The sequence below is a fragment of the Pedobacter sp. ok626 genome (assembly GCF_900100435.1).
Lineage (GTDB): Bacteria > Bacteroidota > Bacteroidia > Sphingobacteriales > Sphingobacteriaceae > Pedobacter.
Genome location: NZ_FNEX01000003.1, coordinates 453993 through 475726, shown reverse-complemented (window position 1 = coordinate 475726; position 21734 = coordinate 453993). Strand labels below are relative to the sequence as shown.

The window sequence follows — 21734 nt, the reverse complement described above, 5'->3', positions numbered from 1 at the left end:
AGCTAAAAGCTAATCGGAATGGATTAGTTAAGTTTGTTTTTATAAATTTAAGAATATATATGTCAGATATTGCAGAAATTAAGATTGATGGAAAAGTGTACGAATTCCCCGTTATTACAGGTACCGAAGGGGAGAAGGCTATTGATATTTCTAAACTTAGAGATTTAACAGGTCATATCACTTTAGACTTTGGATACAAGAATACGGGCTCGACGAAGAGTGCAATAACTTTTTTAGATGGTGAACTAGGTATTTTAAAATATCGTGGCTATCCAATTGAAGAACTGGCAGAAAAATCTACATTCCTGGAAGTAGCTTACTTATTGATATATGGAGATTTACCTACTAACGATCAATTGACAAATTTTCAGTCTCAGATTAGCAGGCATACGCTGATCCATGAGGATATGAAAAAGTTTTTGGATGGTTACCCGTCAAAATCACATCCAATGGCTCAGTTGTCTTCATTGGTTTGTTCATTGTCGACATTCTATCCGGAGTCACTGAATGCAAATTCATCTTCAGAAACAATGGATCTGACGATGATCAAATTATTGGCGAAGTTCCCAACTATCGTTTCTTTCATTTATAAAAAATCTTTAGGCCATCCACTTATTTACCCTAAAAATAAATTCGATTACGTAAGTAACTTCCTGAACATGATCTTTGGTCAACGTACCGAAGAAATTGAAATTGATCCGGTAGTTGTTAGTGCGATGAATACTTTGTTGATCCTGCATGCTGATCACGAACAGAACTGTTCTGCTTCTACAGTAAGAATGGTTGGTTCTTCAGATTGTAATTTATATGCTTCTGTATCTGCCGGTATTGATGCCTTGTGGGGTCCGTTGCATGGTGGTGCAAACCAGGCTGTAATCGAAATGCTTGAATTGATTAAAGAGGACGGTGGTGACACTGAAAAATGGATCAATAAAGCCAAAGATAAAAACGATCCTTTCCGTATGATGGGCTTTGGTCACAGGGTTTACAAAAACTTTGATCCAAGAGCTAAGATCATTAAAAAAGCTTGTGATGATATCTTAGAGAAATTGGGAATTAATGATCCGGTTTTAGAAATTGCTAAGAAACTTGAAGAAGCTGCATTGAATGATCCGTATTTTGTTCAACGTAAACTTTATCCAAACGTAGATTTTTACTCAGGAATCATTTACAGAGCATTAGGTTTCCCAACTGATATGTTTACTGTATTGTTTGCTTTAGGCCGTTTACCAGGATGGATTGCACAATGGAAAGAAATGCACGAAAACAAAGAACCAATTGGTCGTCCACGTCAAATTTATGTAGGTCATACCGATAGAAAATTTGTACCGATAAAAGACAGATAAGCTTATCTTAATTATAGAAAAAACCCCGTTCAGTTATGCTGAACGGGGTTTTTTAGTTTTATCAATTCTTATACTAGATTGAGTAATGATGAAATTTTCTAGTGTACGATTTCCTCGATAGCTTTTTCTTCTGCAAGACTATGCTTGTGTTTAAACATAATAGCAAATGCAATGGTAATAACTAATGCATATATGGTAAAGGAAAGCCAGATATGGTGCCAGTTTTTTACATCTAAGGCTCGGCTTAAATCACCGTTAGCCAATACACTAATACCTTTATTTTTTAGAAATGTAAGTAAGTGTTCGTTTTGAGGATCTGAATTTACAACAGTAGCTAAAGATTGGATGTTGGTATAATGCTTAGTGAAATACTTGTCAATCATCCAGCCAGATACAAGGCTACCAAATACAGCACCAAATCCATTTGTCATCATCATAAACATCCCCTGTGCCGATGAACGGGTCTTTGGGGTAGTAGAGGTTTCAACAAATAAAGAACCGGAGATATTAAAGAAGTCGAACGCCATTCCATAAACAACGCAAGAAAGGATAATCATCCATAAATGTCCGGCAGGGTCGCCAAAGGCAAAGAAGCCAAAACGAAGTACCCATGCTAACATGGCAATCACAATCACTTTTTTAATGCCAAAACGCTTCAGAAAGAAAGGAATTGCTAAAATAAATAAGGTCTCAGATACCTGAGAAATGGACATGATGATGGTTGAATACTTGATTACAAATGAATCTGCGTAAGAAGGAAACAATTTGAATTCATCAAGAAATACATCACCATATGCATTTGTTAGCTGAAGTGCACCACCTAAAAACATCGAAAAGACGAAGAATAGCGCCATTTTATAGTTAGCAAATAGTTTGAAGGCGCCCAGACCTAAAGTTTGTGCAAAGGACTTCTTCTCATCTATTAAGTTTTGTGGACGGCATTTTGGTAATGTGAATGCATAGACCCCCAATCCAAGTGCTGCAAGTCCGGCAATATAAAATTGATAAGCTGTAGCCTTATTTCCTGTTAGGTTGGTTGTCCACATCGCTACAATAAAGCCTATTGTACCCCATACTCTTATAGGAGGGAAATCTTTGATTACATCAAATGCCCCGGACTTTAAGGTGGTATATGAAATAGAATTACTCAATGAAATGGTCGGCATGTAGAAGCACATCGCTAATAGCATTACCCAGAAAAAGGTGTTTGGACTATTGACCTGGGGTATATAAAACAGCACTCCAGCATATAAGATATGAAGAATGCCATAAAGTACTTCAGCATTTACCCATTTGTCTGCAATGATGCCTGTAAGCGTTGGCATGACGAGGGAAGCAAATCCCATTGTTGCGAATATAGCACCGAATTGTGTACCATCCCATTGTTTTGTACCAAACCAATAATTTGCGATGGTGATGAGCCATGCTCCCCAAACGAAGAATTGCAAAAAACTCATTAAGGTTAAGCGAGACTTAACGTTCATTATTTCTCTTATTTATTTCATCTCGAATGCGGGCTGCTTTTTCATAGGCTTCTTCGGCTATTGCTTCCTGAAGTTTTTGATTTAGCTCCTCTAAGCTCAATGACTTGTAACTTGATGATGGAATGGATGAAATATCTTCTGTTCCTTGTTCTTTGGATAGACTATCAATATTTTCAAGGAAAAGAAAGTCGTTTCCTTCTATAACTATACCTGCAGATGAAAGAATAAATTCGTAGGTATAAATTTCTGCATTGAAACGAACGGCCAATGCAATGGCATCAGAGGTACGAGCATCAATTTCGTGGATGGTTTTGCCATCTGTACAGATCAGTTTGGCATAAAAGACACCTTCGACTAAATTATAGATTAAAATCTCCTGGATTTCGATGTTGTAGATTTGAGCGAAGGTTTTAAACAGATCGTGGGTTAAGGGCCTGCTCGGGGTCATCTTTTCTATTTCTATGGCGATAGCCTGTGCTTCGAACGCACCAATTATAATTGGCAGGCGTCTTCGGCCATTTACTTCTCCGAGTACAAGGGCGTAGGCTCCTGACTGGGTTTGGCTATAAGATAAACCAACGATGTCTAGTTTTACTTTTTTCATTTTATATCGATGTCATGTGGAGCTTGTCGAAATATCAAGGGATAGTTCGACAAGCTTCGGATGACAAAATATTACCCTTTATGTGCTTTTAATGCTTCTATTAATTTTGGTACCACTTCGAATGCATCACCAACGATTCCATAATCAGCCACTTTAAAGAAAGGCGCCTCTGGATCTTTATTGATAACTACAATTACTTTTGACGAACTAACGCCAGCCAAATGCTGGATTGCTCCCGAAATACCTATTGCAATATACAAATTCGGACTGATGGCAATGCCGGTTTGTCCAACGTGTTCTTCATGTGGTCTCCAATCAGCGTCTGATACTGGTTTAGAGCAAGCTGTTGCAGCACCTAATAAGGAAGCTAGTTCTTCTATCATTCCCCAGTTTTCAGGGCCTTTTAAGCCTCTTCCTGCTGATACAACTAATTCTGCATCAGGTAGGGATATTTTATTGGTCGCTCTAATTACTTCTTTTACGATAGCTGCAAGGTCAGTTGATTTTACTTCTGGACTGAAAGCTTCAATAGCAGCATCTGTGGCATTTTCTTTAGTGCCAAAAGCATTAGGGTTAAGCGCGATTACTTTAATGGCTGAAGTTAATTCTGTGATGGCAAAGGCTTTTCCTGAGAAAGCTGTTTTTTTAACCTGGAATTTTCCACCATCTAGTTGTGGTAATTCTACAGCACCATCCACTAGACCTGCTTCAAGCTTTACTGCAATACGTGGTGCTAAACCTTTTCCTGAGAAGGAATTAGATAATACGATTACATCTGCATTTTCTTTTTTTGCCGCTTCTGCAATTACTGAAGCATAAGCCTGGTTTACAAAGTTTTTTAATTGATCATTGGATACATTTAAAACTCTAGAAGCCCCGTATTTACCTAATTCTTTAAGTTCATTTTCACCAACATTGCCAATGGAAATGGCGGTTAAATTGGTGCTTTGTTTATCTGCAATGGCTTTAGCGTAAGAGACTGCTTCGAATACAGACTTCTTAAATTTACCATCTACTTGCTCTACATATACTAAAACTGACATAAGATCTTTTATTAAATGATTTTAAAATTTGAAACAGAAATGGTTAGATAACTTTAGCCTCTTGATGCAACAGGTCAATTAATTTAGCAGGATCTTCTGCAGGAACTAATTTAACTGCTCCACGTGGGGGCGGGGTTTCAAATTGTTGTACTTTACTAAGTTGTGCGATCTCTTTCGCTTCAACAACTTGTAAAGGTTTGGTACGTGCAGACATGATACCTCTCATGTTAGGTATTTTTGGTTCAGCTGTCCCTTCAGCACAACTCGCAATAAACTTGCCAGTTACAGAGATAATTTCCTTACCACCTTCAATTTCACGCTCAACAGTTGCAGTACTTCCATCAGAATCTAATTTTTTAATGATAGATATTGAAGGAATGTCTAAAAATTCACCAATCATTGCTGCTACCTGAGAGCCGTTGTAATCGATTGATTCACGTCCGCAAAGGATCATATCAAAATCATTGCTTTTGGCGTACTCAGCGATCTGATATGCAGTGAAATAGGCATCTCTTGGTGCTGCATTGATTCTTACTGCATCATCGGCACCTATTGCTAGTGCTTTTCTGATGGTTGGTTCTGTTGCAACTTCGCCAACATTGATTACAGTCACTGTACCTTTTCCACCTTCACAAAGCTCAATTGCTCTTGATAAAGCGATTTCATCATAAGGGTTGACAATAAACTGTACTCCTGAAGTATTGAATTGTGTATTATCGTTAGTAAAAGTTATTTTTGTGGTCGTGTCGGGCACGTTACTGATACAAACTAATATTTTCATAGATTTATATATTTGATTGTTAAAGGTCATGAAGTCGTAAGGCTTCAAATTGTCTTTTTGCAAATCTAATTAAAAAAGCAGGGATTTAAAATGCAAAGTACCCGATTAGCAAAGTTATTGGAGTTTTTACAAAGTGATCCTAATGATCCATTCGTATTGTATGCGTTAGCTACAGAATATAATACTTCAAATGATACTGAAAAAGCACTTGAATATTATTTGAAGTTGATTACAGACCACCCGGATTATGTGGGTACTTATTATCATCTTGGTAAACTTTACCAAAAAATAGGACAGGCAGAACAGGCGCTGGACATTTATCAAAAAGGTATGACAGCCGCAAGAAATAAAAGAGATATGCATGCCTTTTCTGAGCTTCAGGGAGCATACAATTCTGCGGCGGGTTTAGATTATGAAGATGATTAATTAAAGCAGGTGGGGAAAAAAAGGCAATTGTTGTTTCTCAGGAATGTATTCCTTTTTACTTTCACAGCTTTTGGGGGCGCCCAGGCACATCTAGCCCTTTTATTGAAGTACTTTGTGATAAATGTTCGTTTTGTATCTGAAGAGGAGCTACTCGAACTAAATGCTTTGGCTCAGGTACTGCCCGGACCAGCGTCTACGCAGACACTTGTGGGGGTTGCTTATAAGGTAGGCGGGTTGAGGCTTGCGATTCTTACTTTTTTGATCTGGATCATCCCATCTGCAGCGATTATGACTTTTGCTGCGATTAGTTTTGCCCGCTTTGATCATAAAGAAAAGTTTGTTGAAATTTTAGAATACATACAGCCTATTGCCTTGGGAATTGTAGCTTATGGCGCATTTAACCTGGCAAAAAGAGTTCTGGTATCACAGCTTACAATTTTTTTAGCCATTTCGGCGGCTATTGTAACCTTGGTTTTGAGAAATGCTTATGTATTTCCACTTGCTATATTAATGGGAGGGATGGTTTCTTCAGCCATTGGCACACCTGTTGAAGAGAGTAACATTAGATTGAAGCTTTTCTCTAATATCAATCCGAAGAAACTGACTTACTTTTTTGGAGTATTGCTTTTCCTGGCTTTAATGGGTGCTATTATCAATAGAACCTCCCCATTTAGTTTACCGATTAGGTTATTTGAGAATTTTTATCGCAATGGTATTGTGATTTTTGGGGGTGGACAGGTGTTAGTTCCCTTAATGTTTACTGAATTTGTGCAAATGAAGCAGTATTTAAGTGCTTCTGGTTTTTTATCTGGATTTGCTTTACAGCAAGCTTTACCTGGGCCTACATTTTCCTTTACGAGTTATCTAGGTGCTTTAAGTATGAGGAATTTCGGATTTGGTATTACCGGTCAGGTCTTGGGAGGATTGGTAGGTGTGTTGGGTATTAACTTGCCAGGGCTAATTCTTGTTTTGTTTATCGTTCCATTTTGGGAAGATCTGAAGAAAATCACGCGCATTAAATACTCTTTAACAGGTATTAATGCGGTGAGTGTTGGATTTATTATTGCAGCCTTTGTACTATTGCTTGTGCCTGTGGCATTGAATGCAATGGCAATAGGGATAATGGTTGTTACTTTTTTGGTGCTTAATTACACCAAAATAAGTCCGCCTTTTATTGTGCTTGCTGGTATCTTTTTAGGGTACTTTTTATAGGAGACTAAAAAGGAGCATCGTCATGCATGTCGTCCATGCGCGAAGGTTTAATGATTACGTTTCCTGCTGGTCTATCAAAATCCTGCGAAGGAGCCATACCTGCACTAGGACTGTCCATTGAGAATGAAGTTGGAGCAGCAAAGCTTTCTTCCAAATCGGCAAACTTCACGTATTTACCAATAAAGCGAAGTGGTACGATACCCGTTTCACCGTTACGGTGTTTAGCGATAATAACCTCACCAACACCTGCTTGAGACCTTCCTTGCTCATCTTCAGTGATGCCATAGTATTCCGGTCTGTACAAGAAGAGCACCATATCCGCATCCTGCTCAATAGATCCAGATTCACGTAAATCCGATAGCATTGGCCTTTTTCCGTTTACACCTGGTCTACTCTCCACGGCACGACTTAGCTGTGATAGTGCTAGAACCGGTACGTTTAGTTCCTTTGCTACAGATTTTAAAGCCCTTGAAATACTACCGATTTCCTGCTCCCTGTTTCCACCACCACTTTGTCCTTCACCTTTACCATGCATCAGCTGCAAATAATCGATGATGATCAATTGGATATCATATTGTGCTTTTAGCCTTCTGCATTTTGCTCTGAATTCAAAGATATTTAAGGCCGGGGTATCATCTATTAGGAGTGGAGCTTCTGTGAGTCCACCTATTTTACTGTGTAATTGTTGCCATTCCCATTCAGCAAGGTTTCCCTTCCTGATTTTTTCTTGTTCAATTTCTGCTTCTCCAGAGATCAAACGATTTACCAACTGTACAGAAGACATCTCCAGGGAGAATACTACTGCCGGACGGTGGAATTGAACAGCTGCATTTCGGGCGCAGGTTAATACAAAGGCTGTTTTACCCATCGCTGGGCGAGCTGCAATGATTACCAAATCTGAAGGTTGCCATCCACCTGTAATACGGTCCAGGTCGGTAAAGCCTGAAGGTACACCTGTTAAACCATCGCTTTTACCGCGAAGCTCTTCCAGTGTGGCTAAAGATTGTTTTACAATCTCATCCATCTTTTGTGTATCTCTTCTCAGGTTGTTTTGAGCGATATCAAATAGGCCTTTTTCTGCCTGGTCTAGTAGGTCGAAAATATCCGTTGTATCTTCATATGCATTGGTTATGATCTCTGATGAGATTCTAATCAACTCTCTTTGAATATATTTTTGAGAGACTATCCTTGCGTGATACTCAATATTGGCTGCGGAGGCAACCCTATTTGTAAGGTTGGTAATAAAATAGGCCCCACCAATCATTTCCAATAAGCCCAGTGTACGTAATTCTGATGTAACTGTTAAAATGTCAACTGGTTTTGATTTTTGGAAAAGTCCTTGAATGGCTTCGAAGATTTTCTTATGTGCCTCATGATAAAACATTTCAGGCTTGAGGATATCAATAACAGTAGAGAGCGCATCTTTTTCAAGCATTAAGGCTCCCAAAACAGCTTCTTCAAGATCAGTAGCCTGAGGAGGTATTCTTCCTGCAGTGCTGATTGTATTAGCCAATCTATTTTTTCGTGCACTAAAGCTTGCCTTATCTTGTCCTTGGGATGGGTGATCGTTACTCATAGGTACAAAATTATACAAAAAATAAGTCGTTTGTGTAATTCTTTATACACATTTCGACATTCCTGAATATCCCCTTAGCAATAGCGCTTTGATAAATTTTTGATTTTTGCTAACAAAACTATGTGGAAAAGAATACCTATTTTTGCGCTTCAATTTAATATTTAATGGAAAATTCCAGAAGACCTTCAAGACCTAAAGAGAATAATGAATTCGTGTTTGGTATACGTGCTGTAATAGAGGCTATTAAAGCTGGAAAAGAAGTAGAAAGTATATATATGCAACGCGGGCTAACTGGTGAGCTAATTTTAGAGTTAAAGGCCTTATTAAAAGACACTGACATTCCGGTACATAATGTGCCGATTGAAAAGTTAAACCGGATGACTCAGAAAAATCATCAGGGTGTAATTGCGGTAATTTCTGCTATTACTTTTCAAAAAATTGAAGATATAATTCCAATGATCTATGAAAAAGGTGAAGTTCCTTTGGTAATGATATTGGATGGGGTTACTGATGTGAGGAATATGGGCGCTATTGCCAGGACAGCTGCTTGTGCAGGGGTGCATGCGCTTATTGTGCCTTCGAAAAATTCAGCACAAATTAACGCCGATGCGATTAAGACTTCTGCTGGTGCTTTGTTTAGTATTCCGGTATGTAGACACCAAAATTTACATAAAATAGCCTTGTATTTACAGGATTGTGGTTTACAGATTGTTGCTTGTACAGAAAAGACAAACGATTTGATTTATGCGCCGGATTATACGGCCCCAACTGCAATTGTAATGGGGGCTGAAGATGAAGGGATTTCGAATGAGATCATGCGTATGGCTAATCACCTGGCAAAAATCCCTATGATCGGAGAGATCAGCTCTCTTAACGTATCTGTATCAGCAGGAGTTATTCTTTATGAGGCCATCAGACAGCGACAATAGCTGACTGATGACCTGTAAAGGTTTTTATTCTTCATCAAATAAATAGCCGCTGTAAGCTAATCCTTTTGCCACACTCATAAAGTTGTCGCCCGTATGGATAGGGACAGCTGGAAATCTGGCTTCAAACAAGTTTTTAACTGCGCAAACCATCGAGGTTCCTCCGGTTAAGAATAAGCTATTGATCTCTTCTGGTTTAATCTGATTGCTCGAGAGAAACTCTTCCAGATAACGACTGATCTTTGTCAAGTCTTTATCTATAATTGTTTCGTATTGGTCAATAGTGACCTCCTCATCGATCTCAATTTCCATTTTAGAGTATTTAAAAGTTGATGAAGTCTGTTTAGACAACTCTATCTTGATTTTTTCTATGGACTGAAATACTGAATATCCCAGGTTATTGTCAGTAAGCGTAATCAGATTTTTAAAGGTTTTGTCCTGCTTAGCGTAATGATAATAAGTTTGCAGGTCATTTTTTATCTTTTGACCATTAAAAAAGTTCATTTGCTCCCATGAACAGATATTCGCAAATAGAGACACCGGTACTTTTAACATTTTTCCAGGTGCTGCTTCATACATGGTATTTTTGCCAAAATAGGGCGTACCCTTTTCCCACATAAATGCGGAGTCGAAGCTATCTCCACCGATGTATATACCGCCAGTGGCTATGATGTCCTTTCTGCGATCTTTACTGCCAATTTTAGCTGGATCTAACTCCAGGTAGGTAAAGTCAGTTGTTCCACCACCTAAGTCGGCAACTAATACTCGCTCTTGCCTGCTGATTGTTTTTTCGTATGCGAAGGCGGCACCTATAGGCTCAAATTGAAATCGTACCTCATCGAAGCCTGCATTCTCTGCAGCCTTGTTGAGTCTTTTTTGTGCCAAGGCATCTTTCGATGAGTTCTCATCATCAAAGAATACTGGTCGACCTATAATCGCTTTGCGGCAGTCATAGCCTGTAATTAGGTCAGCTCTGCTTTTTAATTCTTTTAAGATTAGTGTAACCAGATCTGATGCGTTGAATCTTTTGTTGTGGATACGGGTTTCGATAAAGCTGCTTCTTGGCAGGATCCGTTTGATGGATTTCATGAAGCGGCCTTTCATCCCATCGCTAAGGTAGGAGGCGATAGCTTCTTCACCAACAACATATTTTAAAGCTTCGGCGGCAGGTTGTTCACTTTGAAAATATAGGATAGAGGGAACGATAATGGTATCTACAATCTCTTTTTTTTCTTCATTATAGATAGATAGGGCAGAATTGGTTGTTCCAAAATCAATTCCATATAAAAACTTACTCATTGTAAAGGCAAAATGTTTGAAGGTATTAAAAAAAGACATCCGGATCTGGTTTTAGCCCGGATCCGGATGTTTATAAAATTATGATGAAAAACTAGATGAACTTTGTTCCAAATTTAGCTTTTACATCTGCTACTACTTGTTTAATGGATTGCTCTTCTGATTTTGGACAAATCATTAGGGTATTATTCGACTCTACAACAATATAGTCATGCAGTCCCTGTAAGATAACTAGTTTATCTTTAGGTACATTGACCATGCAATTAGAGGAATTGAACATCATAACTTGTTCTGCTGGTATTACTGCATTTCCTACATAATCATGCTCTGCAATGTCATATATTGATGCCCAGGTGCCTAAATCAGACCAACCAAAGTCAGCAGGCAATACATAAACATTATCCGCTTTTTCCATAATTCCAAAGTCTATTGAAATATTAGTGCATTGCTGATAAGCATCACTGATAAACTCTTTTTCACTTTCGGTATTATACATTGGATTTCCCTGCAAAAATATCTCATGCATTTCGGGAAGGTGTTTAGAGAAAGCTTTATTTATGGACTTTGCGGACCAGATGAAAATTCCAGCATTCCATAAGAAATCACCACTTTGTATAAAGGATTTCGCCAGGTCAATATTCGGTTTCTCGGTAAATATCTTTACTTTATGGATTTGGTTGTCAGTTTTTAAGGTGTTTTCTACATACTGAATGTAGCCATACCCTGTATCAGGTCTGCTCGGTTTAATACCCAATGTGATGAGGCAGTCATTTTCTGATGCAGCCTTTAAAGACTGCTCAATTGCTGCTATAAAAGCATCCTGATTGGTTATAGTATGATCTGAAGGAGCAACTACAATCGTAGCATCTGGATTAAGGCTGGCAATTTTCATGGAGCCGTAAGAGATACATGGCGCGGTATTGCGCATGATCGGCTCTGCCAGGATTTGATTTTCATTTAGATCTGGCAATTGCTCCTTAACGATACTCGTGTAGATTTCGTTGGTAACGACAAAAATATTCTCAGGTGGGCATATTTTTAAAAAACGTTCGTAGGTACTCTGAATTAATGTTTTTCCAACACCAAAGAAATCAATGAATTGTTTTGGAAACTCAGTCCTGCTTACTGGCCAAAAACGGCTGCCAACTCCACCAGCCATTATTAATGCGTAATTATTTTTATTCATGCTAATTAGAAAGTGTTAAATTATGCCTTCCTGTAGAAGGTCGTGCAAATGTACGATACCAAAGTAATTTCCAGCATCGGTAACTAATAATTGAGTGATATTGTTTTCTTTTATAATCTCAAGTGCATTAAGCGCTAGTTGATCTTTCTCAATTCTTTTGGGATTTGGGTTCATTAAGTCGCTCGCCTTTATATTGGTTAAATCTGAATGGTTTTGAAGCATCCTTCTGATGTCTCCATCAGTAATTATGCCTAAAATAACATCTGCATCAACAACAACTACTGCACCTAAACGGTTTTGACTAATTTCTATGATGACATCTTTTACAGATGCATTAGGGTTAATCGATGGCTTCTGATTTTTTACAGCCAGGTCTCCAGTCTTTAAATATAGCTTTTTACCTAGTGAACCACCAGGGTGATATTTGGCAAAATCCTGCTCATTGAAATCCCGTGAATGTAACAGGCATATGGCAAGCGCATCACCCATAGCGAGCTGAGCAGTTGTGCTGGTTGTGGGAGCAAGGTTATGTGGACAAGCCTCCTTTTCAACATAAGTATTTAAGACTAGATCAGCCTGTCGGGCTAGCTCAGAATTTAGTTGGCCAATCATGCCAATCATTATGTTACCTGATTGCTTTAGTAACGGTGCCAGTACTTTTATTTCGGGGGTATTTCCACTTTTGGAAATGCAGATCACAATGTCATTTTTTTGGATCATACCGAGGTCGCCATGAACAGCATCTGCAGCATGCATAAAAATGGCAGGAGTGCCCGTAGAGTTAAAAGTTGCAACGATTTTCTGCGCAATAATGGCGCTTTTGCCAATTCCAGTGACGATTACACGGCCCTGGCTTTCGATAATTAGGTTAACTGCCTTAACAAAATCATCATTTATGTTCTTAATTAAGCCTAAAATGGCCTCAGCTTCCAACTGTAACGTGCTGACCCCAGCCTCGATAATAGATTTTTTACTTTTCAAACAGAATTAATTAGTATATTGATGCTTTGAATTAGTGCAAAATTATGTTATTTTGAAGTAAAAATAGCACTGAATATTTTATACACGAAATGGATGTGAAAAAGTCGTTGTTTGACAACTTACAAACCTTTTTTGGTTTTGATAATTTTAAGGGTGATCAGGAGTCAATAATCACCAATGTTCTTGAGAAGAAGAATACGTTTGTAATCATGCCTACAGGTGGGGGGAAATCCATATGTTACCAGTTACCAGCATTGATGAATGAGGGTACTGCAATTGTTATCTCTCCGTTAATCGCTTTGATGAAAAATCAGGTGGATCAACTGAGAGCTTTTGGTGGGAGTGATAGTATTGCTCATTTCTTAAATTCGTCTTTAAATAAGACCGAAATAGCTCAGGTTAAAAGTGATCTATTAAGTGGACAGACCAAGTTACTTTATGTAGCACCTGAGTCACTTTCTAAACAGGATAATATTGATTTCCTGAGATTGATTAAAATATCTTTTGTAGCGGTAGATGAGGCCCACTGTATTTCTGAGTGGGGACATGATTTTAGACCTGAATACCGTAAGATTAGACAGGTAATCAGTGGTCTGGGTGAGGGGATTCCGATTATTGCATTGACTGCAACTGCAACGCCAAAGGTTCAGCAGGATATCATCAAAAATCTTCAGATGAGTGATGCGACACTGTTTAAGTCTTCATTTAACAGACCGAACTTGTTTTATGAGATCCGTCCCAAGCGTGATGTACTTAAAGAGATCATCAGGTACATTAAGTACAATACTGGAAAATCTGGTATCATCTACTGTTTAAGCCGCAAAAAGGTTGAAGAAGTTGCTGAATCACTAAATCTAAACGGGATAAAGGCTTTGCCTTACCACGCAGGTCTGGAACCAAAAGTTAGAGCAGATACTCAGGATAAGTTCCTGATGGAAGACGTAGAAGTTATTGTAGCTACTATCGCTTTTGGAATGGGTATTGACAAACCAGATGTTCGTTTTGTAATTCACCACGACATTCCTAAGAGTATGGAAGGCTATTATCAGGAAACCGGTAGGGCTGGAAGAGATGGTGGGGAAGGTGTTTGTATTGCATTTTACGCACAGAAGGATGTAGACAAGCTGGCCAAGTTTATGAAAGATAAGCCAGTATCGGAACGAGAAATCGGCACACAGATACTAAAAGAAGTAATCGATTATGCTGAATCTGGCGTTTGCCGGAGAAAGCAAATCCTTCATTATTTTGGAGAGAACTTTAACGAAACAGGTTGTAACTGCATGTGTGACAACTGTAAAAAGCCTAAAAAATTATTTGAAGCTGAGGAGTCGTTGCAGGTGCTTTTAAAACTAATCCAGAAAATAGGTGAGAAATTTGATGATACACATATCATCAATGTCTTAATGGGCTTAGAAACGGCGCAGACGATCGCCTATGAACATAGTAAATTGTCGGAATTTGGCCTAGGTGTTGTTGAAGGTGAGAATTACTGGAAATCATTGGTTAGACAAGCTGTATTAAATAATTTCCTTTCAAAAGATATAGACAATTACGGATTGCTAAGCTTAACCAACAATGGTCGTGGCTTTGTAGAAAATCCTTATAGTCTGAAATTTATATTGAACGAGCCCATTGAAAGCGCAGCAGATGACGATGAGGACGATGTGAAGCATGGTACTGGGACTTTAGATACCCAGTTGCTACAGTTGCTGAAAGATCTGCGTAAGAAAATAGCCAAACAGAAAAATGTACCTCCGTTTGTTGTTTTTCAAGATCCGTCTTTAGAGGAGATGTGTACGCATTACCCGATTGCCATGGATGAATTAAAACAAATCTCTGGTGTAGGTAATGGTAAAGCTTTAAAGTTTGGCGCACCGTTTCTTGAATTGATCAAGAAGTACGTTGAAGATAACGATATTGAACGCCCGATAGATTTAATCATTAAAACTCAGGCCAATAAGTCGCAGTTAAAAGTTTCCATTATTCAGAATATTGATAGAAAAATTGGACTTGAAGACATCGCAAGAGCTAAGGGAATTACTTATGATGACATCTTAAAAGAGATAGAAGCCATTGTAAACTCGGGCACCAAATTGAACCTGAATTATTTTGTTGACGAAGTGATTGATGAAGATCGTCAGGATGAGGTGTTTGATTATTTTCAGTCAGCTGAGAACGATTCAATCGATGAGGCGTTAAAGGAATTAGGCGAAACAGATTATTCACGTGAAGAGATACAGCTGATGCGTATTAAGTTCATGTCCGAATTAGGTAATTAATAGTAAAAGATAATAATGATTAACATTTCATTAGATAAATTAAAACATACAAATTCTGGTAATTTCTTTTTAATGGCTGGTCCGTGTGCTATAGAAGGAGAAGATATCGCCCTGCGAATTGCAGAGAAGATCATAACGATTACTGATAAGCTGGAAATTCCGTTTATTTTTAAAGGTTCGTATCGTAAAGCAAATCGTTCTAAAGGTGGTTCTTTTACTGGGATAGGTGATGAAAAAGCACTTAAAATACTAGAAAAGATAGGGAAGACCTTTGATGTACCTACTGTTACTGATATTCACGAAAGTGGAGAAGCAGCTATGGCAGCGGCCTATGTTGATGTTTTACAGATACCTGCATTTTTGTGTCGCCAGACAGATTTGCTAATTGCGGCTGCAAAGACCAATAAAGTGGTCAATGTAAAAAAAGGGCAATTCCTTTCTGCAGGCTCAATGAAATTTGCTGTAGAGAAGATTGTAGAATCTGGAAATAATAGGGTGATTTTGACCGACAGAGGGAATACGTTCGGTTATCAGGATTTAATCGTTGATTATCGTGGACTTCCTGAAATGCAGAGTTTTGGGGTTCCTGTAGTGATGGACTGTACACATTCCTTACAACAGCCTAATCAAAGCTCGGGTGTTACAGGTGGTAAACCTGAGTTGATAGAAACTATTGCTAAAGCAGCGATAGCAGTCGGAGCAGACGGATTGTTTATTGAAACACACCCCGATCCTGCAAATGCTAAATCTGACGGTGCAAATATGCTTCATCTGGATTTACTGGAACAACTACTAGTTAAATTAGTTAGAATAAGAAAAGCGGTTATTTAACCGCTTTTTTAGATTTTAGTAACGACAAAAGAGGTTCTTCTGTTTTGTCTTCTCTGTGCTTCTGTATCATTTGGAGCAATAGGCTTGGTTTTTCCATAGCCTTTAAAAGTTAATCTTTCTCGATCTATATCTGCTTCAATGAGGTAGTCGTAAACAGCTTTAGCACGTTGCAAAGAAAGTTTTTCGTTTTGTAGGTCGTTGCCAACGTTGTCGGTATGTCCCTGGATTTCTATATGTAGCCTTGCATTGTTTTTGAGTAAATCTTTAAGGGTACTCAATTCTGTTAAAGAGGCAGGCAAAAGCGCGTACTCGTTTGTATTGAAGAAAATATTCTTTAATACCATATTCTTTCCCGCTGTTAGCTTTTCAAGGTGAACCTCTACCAGGAATGGCTTGTTTATATAAGCACTGTCTAGCTGATAGTTTTCCGAGTAAAAAAGGTAGCCGTTTGCGATTACGTTAAAAGCGTAATTTCCCCCAATTGGCATTACTACAAGGAAGTCGCCAGTTTCCTTAGAGGTCATGTCATTATACGCTATCTTACCTGTTTTTAAATTAACTACTTGGACACTTGCCTCTAAGAATGATTTACTTTCTTTGTCTGTTACGATCCCTTTTACATAAGTAATTGGTTGAGGCTTTTTGTTTTGTGGTATTTTAAATTGATAAATATCCATGTCCCCAAAACCACCTTTAAGAGAAGAAAACAAACCAGAGGATCCATCGGGTGTAACAATTAAACCTGTTTCTTCATTAAAAGTATTAATTGGATAGCCTAGGTTTTCTGGTTTTGACCATTTGCCATTTTCATCTGCGCGACTCATGAAAATATCCTTATTCCCCATTCCTGGCCAACCATCTGAAGAAAAGTATAAAGTTTTTCCATCGGGATGAAGAAAAGGGGTATGCTCATCGTAAGGCGTATTAATTTCCGGACCAAGATTCTCAGGTATACTCCAGTAACCATCCGCTTTTAATGAGCTTTTCCAAATGTCATAACCGCCCACACCACCCGGCCTATTACTTACAAAATATAAAGTACCTCCATCTGGACTGATCGCTGGTTGTGATTCCCAATAAGGTGAATTGATTGGAGCACCTAGATTAAATGGTTCGCCCCATTCTTTTCCGTCTTTATGACTTACATAAATGTCACAGCGACCTAGTCCATCGGGTCTGTTGCAGCCAGTGAAAAATAAGTATAAGCCATCCGGTGTAATGGATTGCGCTCCTTCATTATATTTTGATGTATTGATTTTATCACTTAATGGTATAGGCTTACTCCACGTTTTATCCCTTAGTGTTGACGTAAAGAAATCCTCATTGCCTTCTATATTCCTGCTAAATATCAATTGAGTTCCATCAGCAGTGATCGAGGGGAAATAATCTCGATATTTTGAGTTGATTTCGGCGCCCATATTTATAGGCTCATATTTTACAGGGTGCTTCAATGCTTCAATGGCAAATTCGCAATCTTTTAAATATTTTTTAGCCCTGTTCATAAAGTCAGGATCTGTACCCTTATAAGTTCTTATGAATTGGTTGATATTTTTTAAGGCATTGCCATAATCCCCGCTAAAAATTCCGGCCTCAGCAAAGCCATAATAAACTCGTGGCTCTGGATTGCCACCCAAAGCCAATGCAGCAGTATAATTTTGTTTTGCCAGATCGTAAGATTTAAGCCTACGGTTAATGTCCGCAAGTTGTATAAATGCGTACTGAAACCCGGGATCGGCCTTAATGGCATCTTGAAGTAAAGTTATAGCCTGATCATAATTATCAGCGCTAAGGAATTCTTGCGCCTTATCAAAATTTGCCTGTGCTTTTTTTACTGTAGAGTTTTGAGCACTAACCGCCTGTATGATAAAATATAGGAAGAGTAAAAGCGTAGTTTTCTTCATCAATGCTACTAAATAGATTAACTATGAAGTTAAATGTAGCGAAAAAATAAATAAGCGGGTTAAGGGATGTTTAAAAACTTATGGGTTTGTAATGAGATTTCCCATTTAGGATTCGCCATTACATAATCGATAATCAAAGGAGTGATTTCTTTTGATTTCGACCATTCAGGTTGCAGGTATAGTTTGCAATTTGGTGAAACGGTCTCGGCATATTTTTCTGCCCATTCAAAATCACTTTTGTTAAATACGATTACTTTCAGCTCATTGGCAAAGGGAGTGATATCGGGACGAGGAGCTTTAAACTTTTTTGGGGATAAACAAATCCAATCCCATTCACCCGAAAGAGGATAGGCTCCAGATGTTTCAATAAAGGTTAGTATTCCTTTTTTACGAAGTTCCTTCGTCAGGTAGTCCAGGTTATATATTAATGGTTCACCACCAGTAATCACTACAGCTTTTCCAGGGAAGCTATCTGCTTTTTTTACAATATCGTCAGATAGGCTGAGCGGATGTAATTCCGCATCCCAGCTTTCTTTTACATCGCACCAATGGCAGCCTACATCGCAACCGCCTAAGCGGATAAAGTAAGCGGCTTTTCCGGTGTTAAATCCTTCTCCCTGTATCGTGTAAAACTCCTCCATTAATGGAAGTAATGTGCCGTCTTCTGGTATTTGATGTGCCATATTTAAGGTTGCAAAGGTAAATAAATAACAATCAAAATGAGAATATATGTATCTTAAGCTCAATATATGACTGACCTATGAATAAATTGATTTGGCATAAAATTGATATAGAAGTTGAGAAAGGGGAATTTGTTAGACAAATTAATGTTGATGGAAAGAAACTATGCCTGGTAAGTCATAATGATGAGTTTTTCGTTGTACAGAATTATTGTCCTCATGCTGGAGGTGTATTGAGTGGCGGCTGGTGCAAAAACGGACATCTTGTTTGTCCAATCCATCGTTGGGAGTATGATTTACATACTGGTATGGGCGCAGAAGGGCAGGGGGATTATATTGAAAGGTATCCGGTAGAAATAAAACCCGACGGGTTGTACGTCGGGTTTAAAAAAAGTTGGATAAAAAGGCTTTTCGGGGGCTAAACCAATTGCCTTAGCTGTAAATTTCTCCTTTGGCAGAGGCTAGTGTATTTTTTAGTAAACCTACGATAGTCATTAAGCCTACACCTCCGGGAACTGGAGTGATCCATGACGATTTAGGCGCTACATTTTCAAAATCAACATCCCCGTATAGTTTGTAGCCGGATTTAGTTTGATCTGAAGTTTCTCTGTTGATACCAACATCAATGATGATCGCACCAGGTTTTACCATATCTGCAGTTACAAAGTTCTTTTTACCAATTGCTGCCACAATGATGTCAGCTTGAAGTGCCAATTCTTTTAAGTTTGTAGTTTTACTATGTGTAAGTGTTACTGTACAATTACCTGGATTCGCATTACGGGCCATTAAAATACTCATTGGACTTCCAACAATATTGCTTCTGCCAACCACTACGCAATGTTTACCCGCAGTGTCTATTTGGTAAGCTTGTAACATTAATAGAATACCATAAGGAGTAGCAGGAATAAAGCAAGGAAGATTACGCATCATTCTACCTAAGTTTACAGGATGGAAACCATCTACATCTTTGCGGTAATCAATTTTTTCAGTTACTTTTTCCGGATCGATATGTTTAGGAAGTGGAAGTTGTACAATTAAGCCGTCAACACCGGCATCCTGATTGATTTCTTCAATTTTTTGTAGTAGTTCTTCTTCGGTTACCGTAACGTCGTATCTGATCAGAGAAGATTGGAATCCAACCTTTTCGCAGTTTTTCATTTTACTGGCAACATAAGTTTCACTACCGCCATCGTTACCGACTAGAATTGCTACTAAATGTGGTTTTCTACCACGCTTAGCTAAAAAATCTGCAGCTTCAGCTGCTATTTCCTGTTTTATTTTTTCAGATGCGAATTTTCCGTCTAGTAATTGCATGTAGTGATCGAGTTGTTTTTTGGTTAAAAATTTAGGAAAAGTTAAAGTTATTGGATTAATCCAGTTTAAGTACTGCCATGAAAGCCGTTTGAGGAATCTCTACGTTTCCAACTTGACGCATACGTTTCTTTCCTGCCTTCTGTTTTTCAAGTAGCTTACGTTTACGTGAAATATCACCACCGTAACATTTAGCTGTAACATCTTTACGTAAAGCACTTAGGGTTTCGCGTGCAATAACTTTTGCACCAATAGATGCCTGTATCTTAATCTCGAATTGTTGACGAGGGATTAATTCTCTTAGTTTTTCACAAATTTTCTTTCCAAAATCGTAAGCATTACTACGGTGAATCAATGATGATAAGGCATCAACCGGTTCTTCATTTAACAATACATCCAATCTTACCAAATCAGACTTGCGATAACCAATCTGATGATAATCGAATGAAGCATAACCTTTAGAAATTGTTTTTAACTTATCATAAAAGTCGAATACAATTTCACCCATCGGCATCTCAAAAACCAATTCAACTCTGTCAGAGGTTAAATAAGATTGATTTGCTATGATTCCTCTTTTCTGAATACAAAGTGACATTACAGGGCCAACAAATTCAGCTTTAGTAATGATATTTGCTTTGATGAAAGGTTCTTCTACAGAATCCAATTTACTTGGGTCTGGTAAATCTGAAGGATTGTTTACAATAATTTTATCACCCTTGGTCGTATATGCGATGTAAGATACGTTGGGTACCGTTGTGATAACCGTCATACCGAATTCACGCTCCAAACGTTCCTGGATGATCTCCATGTGCAACATTCCAAGGAATCCGCAGCGGAAACCAAAACCTAAGGCTGCAGAACTTTCTGGTTCGAAAACGATAGAAGCATCGTTCAATTGCAACTTATGCATTGCCTCACGTAATTCTTCAAATTCGTCAGTATCAACAGGGTAAATACCAGCGAAAACCATTGGCTTAACCTCTTCGAAACCTTGAATTGATACTAATGAAGGTCTATCAACGGTAGTAATGGTATCACCAACTTTTACCTCACGGGCTTCTTTAATTCCGGAAATAATATAACCTACATCACCAGTTTTAACTACTTTACGTGGCGCCATATCCAGTTTAAGGATACCAACTTCGTCAGCTAAATATTGTTTGCCAGTATTTATGAACTTAACTTTATCTCCCTTTTTAATCTCGCCATTTACTACTTTATAGTAGGCAATAATTCCTCTAAAAGGGTTGAATACTGAATCGAAAATAAGTGCTTGTAAAGGAGCCTCTGGGTCACCAACAGGAGCAGGGACACGGTCTACGATAGCCTGAATGATATCCGGAATACCCAATCCCGTTTTACCCGATGCAGGAATAATATCCTCACGTTTACATCCGATTAAATCAATAATCTGGTCTTTTACTTCCTCAGGCATTGCCCCAGGTAAATCCATCTTATTTAAAATCGGGATAATTTCAAGGTCGTGCTCTAAAGCTAGATATAAGTTTGAAATAGTTTGCGCCTGAATTCCCTGAGATGCGTCAACAATAAGTAGGGCACCTTCACAGGCTGCAATAGAACGTGAAACTTCGTAAGAAAAATCTACGTGTCCCGGTGTGTCAATAAGGTTGAAATTGTATTCAATTTCGCCGACCTTATAATTCATTTGTATGGCGTGACTTTTTATCGTGATCCCACGCTCACGCTCTAAATCCATATTGTCAAGCAACTGAGCTTGAGACTCGCGTTGAGAAATGGTATTAGTGTATTCCAGTAGACGGTCAGCTAAAGTGCTTTTACCGTGATCAATATGTGCAATTATGCAAAAATTACGTATGTGCTTCATCAGTGGCGCAAATATAGTATTTTGC

Annotated in this window: 19 protein-coding genes; 7 read left to right on the top strand and 12 right to left on the bottom strand. The window is 38.4% G+C overall.

The genetic code is table 11. The features are described 5' to 3' along the window. Positions 1-59: 59 nt before the first annotated feature. Positions 60-1346, top strand: coding sequence for a citrate synthase (locus BLS35_RS06375; protein ID WP_090778932.1), 1287 nt, complete (start codon positions 60-62; stop codon positions 1344-1346). Positions 1347-1444: 98 nt separating this feature from the next. Here the strand turns inward: BLS35_RS06375 and BLS35_RS06370 are convergent, their stop codons facing one another. The 4 genes from BLS35_RS06370 to BLS35_RS06355 all read right to left on the bottom strand — a co-directional run bounded on the left by BLS35_RS06370 (position 1445) and on the right by BLS35_RS06355 (position 5258). Continuing rightward, positions 1445-2830: a nucleoside permease gene (locus tag BLS35_RS06370; RefSeq protein WP_090778930.1), complete on the bottom strand. Its 1386-nt coding sequence runs from the start codon at positions 2828-2830 to the stop codon at positions 1445-1447. After that, positions 2820-3434, bottom strand: coding sequence for a bifunctional nuclease family protein (locus tag BLS35_RS06365; RefSeq protein ID WP_090778928.1), 615 nt, complete (start codon positions 3432-3434; stop codon positions 2820-2822). The genes BLS35_RS06370 and BLS35_RS06365 overlap by 11 nt, the downstream gene beginning before the upstream one ends. A gap of 71 nt (positions 3435-3505) precedes the next feature. Then, positions 3506-4477 carry an electron transfer flavoprotein subunit alpha/FixB family protein gene (locus BLS35_RS06360; RefSeq protein WP_090778925.1) on the bottom strand — a complete coding sequence of 324 codons (972 nt, stop codon included), beginning with the start codon at positions 4475-4477 and terminating at the stop codon, positions 3506-3508. 43 nt (positions 4478-4520) lie between these two features. Then, positions 4521-5258 (bottom strand): electron transfer flavoprotein subunit beta/FixA family protein, encoded by a 738-nt coding sequence (locus BLS35_RS06355; protein WP_090779004.1) that lies wholly within the window; start codon positions 5256-5258, stop codon positions 4521-4523. Between the two features lie 90 nt (positions 5259-5348). Between BLS35_RS06355 and BLS35_RS06350 the strand changes: the two genes are divergently transcribed. Beyond that, positions 5349-5684, top strand: a complete 336-nt coding sequence (locus BLS35_RS06350; protein ID WP_090778923.1) for a tetratricopeptide repeat protein — start codon at positions 5349-5351, stop codon at positions 5682-5684. Positions 5685-5693: 9 nt separating this feature from the next. Then, the gene (chrA, locus tag BLS35_RS06345) at positions 5694-6896 is read left to right on the top strand and encodes a chromate efflux transporter (RefSeq protein ID WP_254778700.1); all 1203 of its coding nucleotides are present in this window, start codon (positions 5694-5696) and stop codon (positions 6894-6896) included. Positions 6897-6900: 4 nt separating this feature from the next. Here chrA and dnaB read toward each other — a convergent pair whose 3' ends face one another. Then, positions 6901-8472 carry a replicative DNA helicase gene (gene dnaB, locus BLS35_RS06340; RefSeq protein WP_090778921.1) on the bottom strand — a complete coding sequence of 524 codons (1572 nt, stop codon included), beginning with the start codon at positions 8470-8472 and terminating at the stop codon, positions 6901-6903. Positions 8473-8636: 164 nt separating this feature from the next. Here dnaB and rlmB point away from each other — a divergent pair, with 164 nt between their 5' ends. Then, a complete protein-coding gene (gene rlmB / locus BLS35_RS06335) occupies positions 8637-9401 on the top strand; it encodes a 23S rRNA (guanosine(2251)-2'-O)-methyltransferase RlmB (RefSeq protein ID WP_090778919.1) in 765 nt (254 codons plus the stop codon). A gap of 24 nt (positions 9402-9425) precedes the next feature. Here rlmB and BLS35_RS06330 read toward each other — a convergent pair whose 3' ends face one another. The 3 genes from BLS35_RS06330 to BLS35_RS06320 all read right to left on the bottom strand — a co-directional run bounded on the left by BLS35_RS06330 (position 9426) and on the right by BLS35_RS06320 (position 12861). Next, positions 9426-10697 carry an Hsp70 family protein gene (locus tag BLS35_RS06330; RefSeq protein WP_090779000.1) on the bottom strand — a complete coding sequence of 424 codons (1272 nt, stop codon included), beginning with the start codon at positions 10695-10697 and terminating at the stop codon, positions 9426-9428. A 91-nt stretch (positions 10698-10788) separates the two neighbouring features. Then, a complete protein-coding gene (locus BLS35_RS06325) occupies positions 10789-11880 on the bottom strand; it encodes a mannose-1-phosphate guanylyltransferase (RefSeq protein WP_090778917.1) in 1092 nt (363 codons plus the stop codon). 15 nt (positions 11881-11895) lie between these two features. Then, positions 11896-12861: a KpsF/GutQ family sugar-phosphate isomerase gene (locus BLS35_RS06320; RefSeq protein ID WP_090778915.1), complete on the bottom strand. Its 966-nt coding sequence runs from the start codon at positions 12859-12861 to the stop codon at positions 11896-11898. Positions 12862-12950: 89 nt separating this feature from the next. On the opposite strand from BLS35_RS06320, the gene recQ reads away from it, so the two are divergent. Then, positions 12951-15140, top strand: coding sequence for a DNA helicase RecQ (gene recQ, locus BLS35_RS06315; protein ID WP_090778913.1), 2190 nt, complete (start codon positions 12951-12953; stop codon positions 15138-15140). A 15-nt stretch (positions 15141-15155) separates the two neighbouring features. Continuing rightward, on the top strand, positions 15156-15971 hold the full coding sequence (gene kdsA / locus BLS35_RS06310) for a 3-deoxy-8-phosphooctulonate synthase (protein WP_090778911.1): 816 nt from the start codon (positions 15156-15158) through the stop codon (positions 15969-15971). A gap of 8 nt (positions 15972-15979) precedes the next feature. Here the strand turns inward: kdsA and BLS35_RS06305 are convergent, their stop codons facing one another. Next, positions 15980-17872, bottom strand: coding sequence for an OmpA family protein (locus tag BLS35_RS06305; protein ID WP_090778910.1), 1893 nt, complete (start codon positions 17870-17872; stop codon positions 15980-15982). Between the two features lie 59 nt (positions 17873-17931). Beyond that, positions 17932-18555 carry a 7-carboxy-7-deazaguanine synthase QueE gene (locus tag BLS35_RS06300; protein WP_090778908.1) on the bottom strand — a complete coding sequence of 208 codons (624 nt, stop codon included), beginning with the start codon at positions 18553-18555 and terminating at the stop codon, positions 17932-17934. A gap of 77 nt (positions 18556-18632) precedes the next feature. Here BLS35_RS06300 and BLS35_RS06295 point away from each other — a divergent pair, with 77 nt between their 5' ends. Continuing rightward, on the top strand, positions 18633-18974 hold the full coding sequence (locus BLS35_RS06295; RefSeq protein WP_090778906.1) for a Rieske (2Fe-2S) protein: 342 nt from the start codon (positions 18633-18635) through the stop codon (positions 18972-18974). Between the two features lie 10 nt (positions 18975-18984). On the opposite strand, the gene BLS35_RS06290 is transcribed toward BLS35_RS06295, so the two are convergent. Both BLS35_RS06290 and lepA read right to left on the bottom strand, forming a co-directional pair. Further along, positions 18985-19866 (bottom strand): bifunctional 5,10-methylenetetrahydrofolate dehydrogenase/5,10-methenyltetrahydrofolate cyclohydrolase, encoded by an 882-nt coding sequence (locus tag BLS35_RS06290; protein ID WP_090778904.1) that lies wholly within the window; start codon positions 19864-19866, stop codon positions 18985-18987. 55 nt (positions 19867-19921) lie between these two features. Next, positions 19922-21709 carry a translation elongation factor 4 gene (lepA, locus tag BLS35_RS06285; RefSeq protein WP_090778902.1) on the bottom strand — a complete coding sequence of 596 codons (1788 nt, stop codon included), beginning with the start codon at positions 21707-21709 and terminating at the stop codon, positions 19922-19924. Between the last annotated feature and the right edge of the window lie 25 nt (positions 21710-21734).

Coding starts and splice junctions, on each gene's coding strand:
- BLS35_RS06375 (WP_090778932.1), top strand. CDS start 60: ATGTCAGATATTGCAGAAATTAAGATTGATGGAAAAGTGTACGAATTC.
- BLS35_RS06370 (WP_090778930.1), bottom strand. CDS start 2,830: ATGAACGTTAAGTCTCGCTTAACCTTAATGAGTTTTTTGCAATTCTTC.
- BLS35_RS06365 (WP_090778928.1), bottom strand. CDS start 3,434: ATGAAAAAAGTAAAACTAGACATCGTTGGTTTATCTTATAGCCAAACC.
- BLS35_RS06360 (WP_090778925.1), bottom strand. CDS start 4,477: ATGTCAGTTTTAGTATATGTAGAGCAAGTAGATGGTAAATTTAAGAAG.
- BLS35_RS06355 (WP_090779004.1), bottom strand. CDS start 5,258: ATGAAAATATTAGTTTGTATCAGTAACGTGCCCGACACGACCACAAAA.
- BLS35_RS06350 (WP_090778923.1), top strand. CDS start 5,349: ATGCAAAGTACCCGATTAGCAAAGTTATTGGAGTTTTTACAAAGTGAT.
- dnaB (WP_090778921.1), bottom strand. CDS start 8,472: ATGAGTAACGATCACCCATCCCAAGGACAAGATAAGGCAAGCTTTAGT.
- rlmB (WP_090778919.1), top strand. CDS start 8,637: ATGGAAAATTCCAGAAGACCTTCAAGACCTAAAGAGAATAATGAATTC.
- BLS35_RS06330 (WP_090779000.1), bottom strand. CDS start 10,697: ATGAGTAAGTTTTTATATGGAATTGATTTTGGAACAACCAATTCTGCC.
- BLS35_RS06325 (WP_090778917.1), bottom strand. CDS start 11,880: ATGAATAAAAATAATTACGCATTAATAATGGCTGGTGGAGTTGGCAGC.
- recQ (WP_090778913.1), top strand. CDS start 12,951: ATGGATGTGAAAAAGTCGTTGTTTGACAACTTACAAACCTTTTTTGGT.
- kdsA (WP_090778911.1), top strand. CDS start 15,156: ATGATTAACATTTCATTAGATAAATTAAAACATACAAATTCTGGTAAT.
- BLS35_RS06305 (WP_090778910.1), bottom strand. CDS start 17,872: ATGAAGAAAACTACGCTTTTACTCTTCCTATATTTTATCATACAGGCG.
- BLS35_RS06300 (WP_090778908.1), bottom strand. CDS start 18,555: ATGGCACATCAAATACCAGAAGACGGCACATTACTTCCATTAATGGAG.
- BLS35_RS06295 (WP_090778906.1), top strand. CDS start 18,633: ATGAATAAATTGATTTGGCATAAAATTGATATAGAAGTTGAGAAAGGG.
- BLS35_RS06290 (WP_090778904.1), bottom strand. CDS start 19,866: ATGCAATTACTAGACGGAAAATTCGCATCTGAAAAAATAAAACAGGAA.
- lepA (WP_090778902.1), bottom strand. CDS start 21,709: ATGAAGCACATACGTAATTTTTGCATAATTGCACATATTGATCACGGT.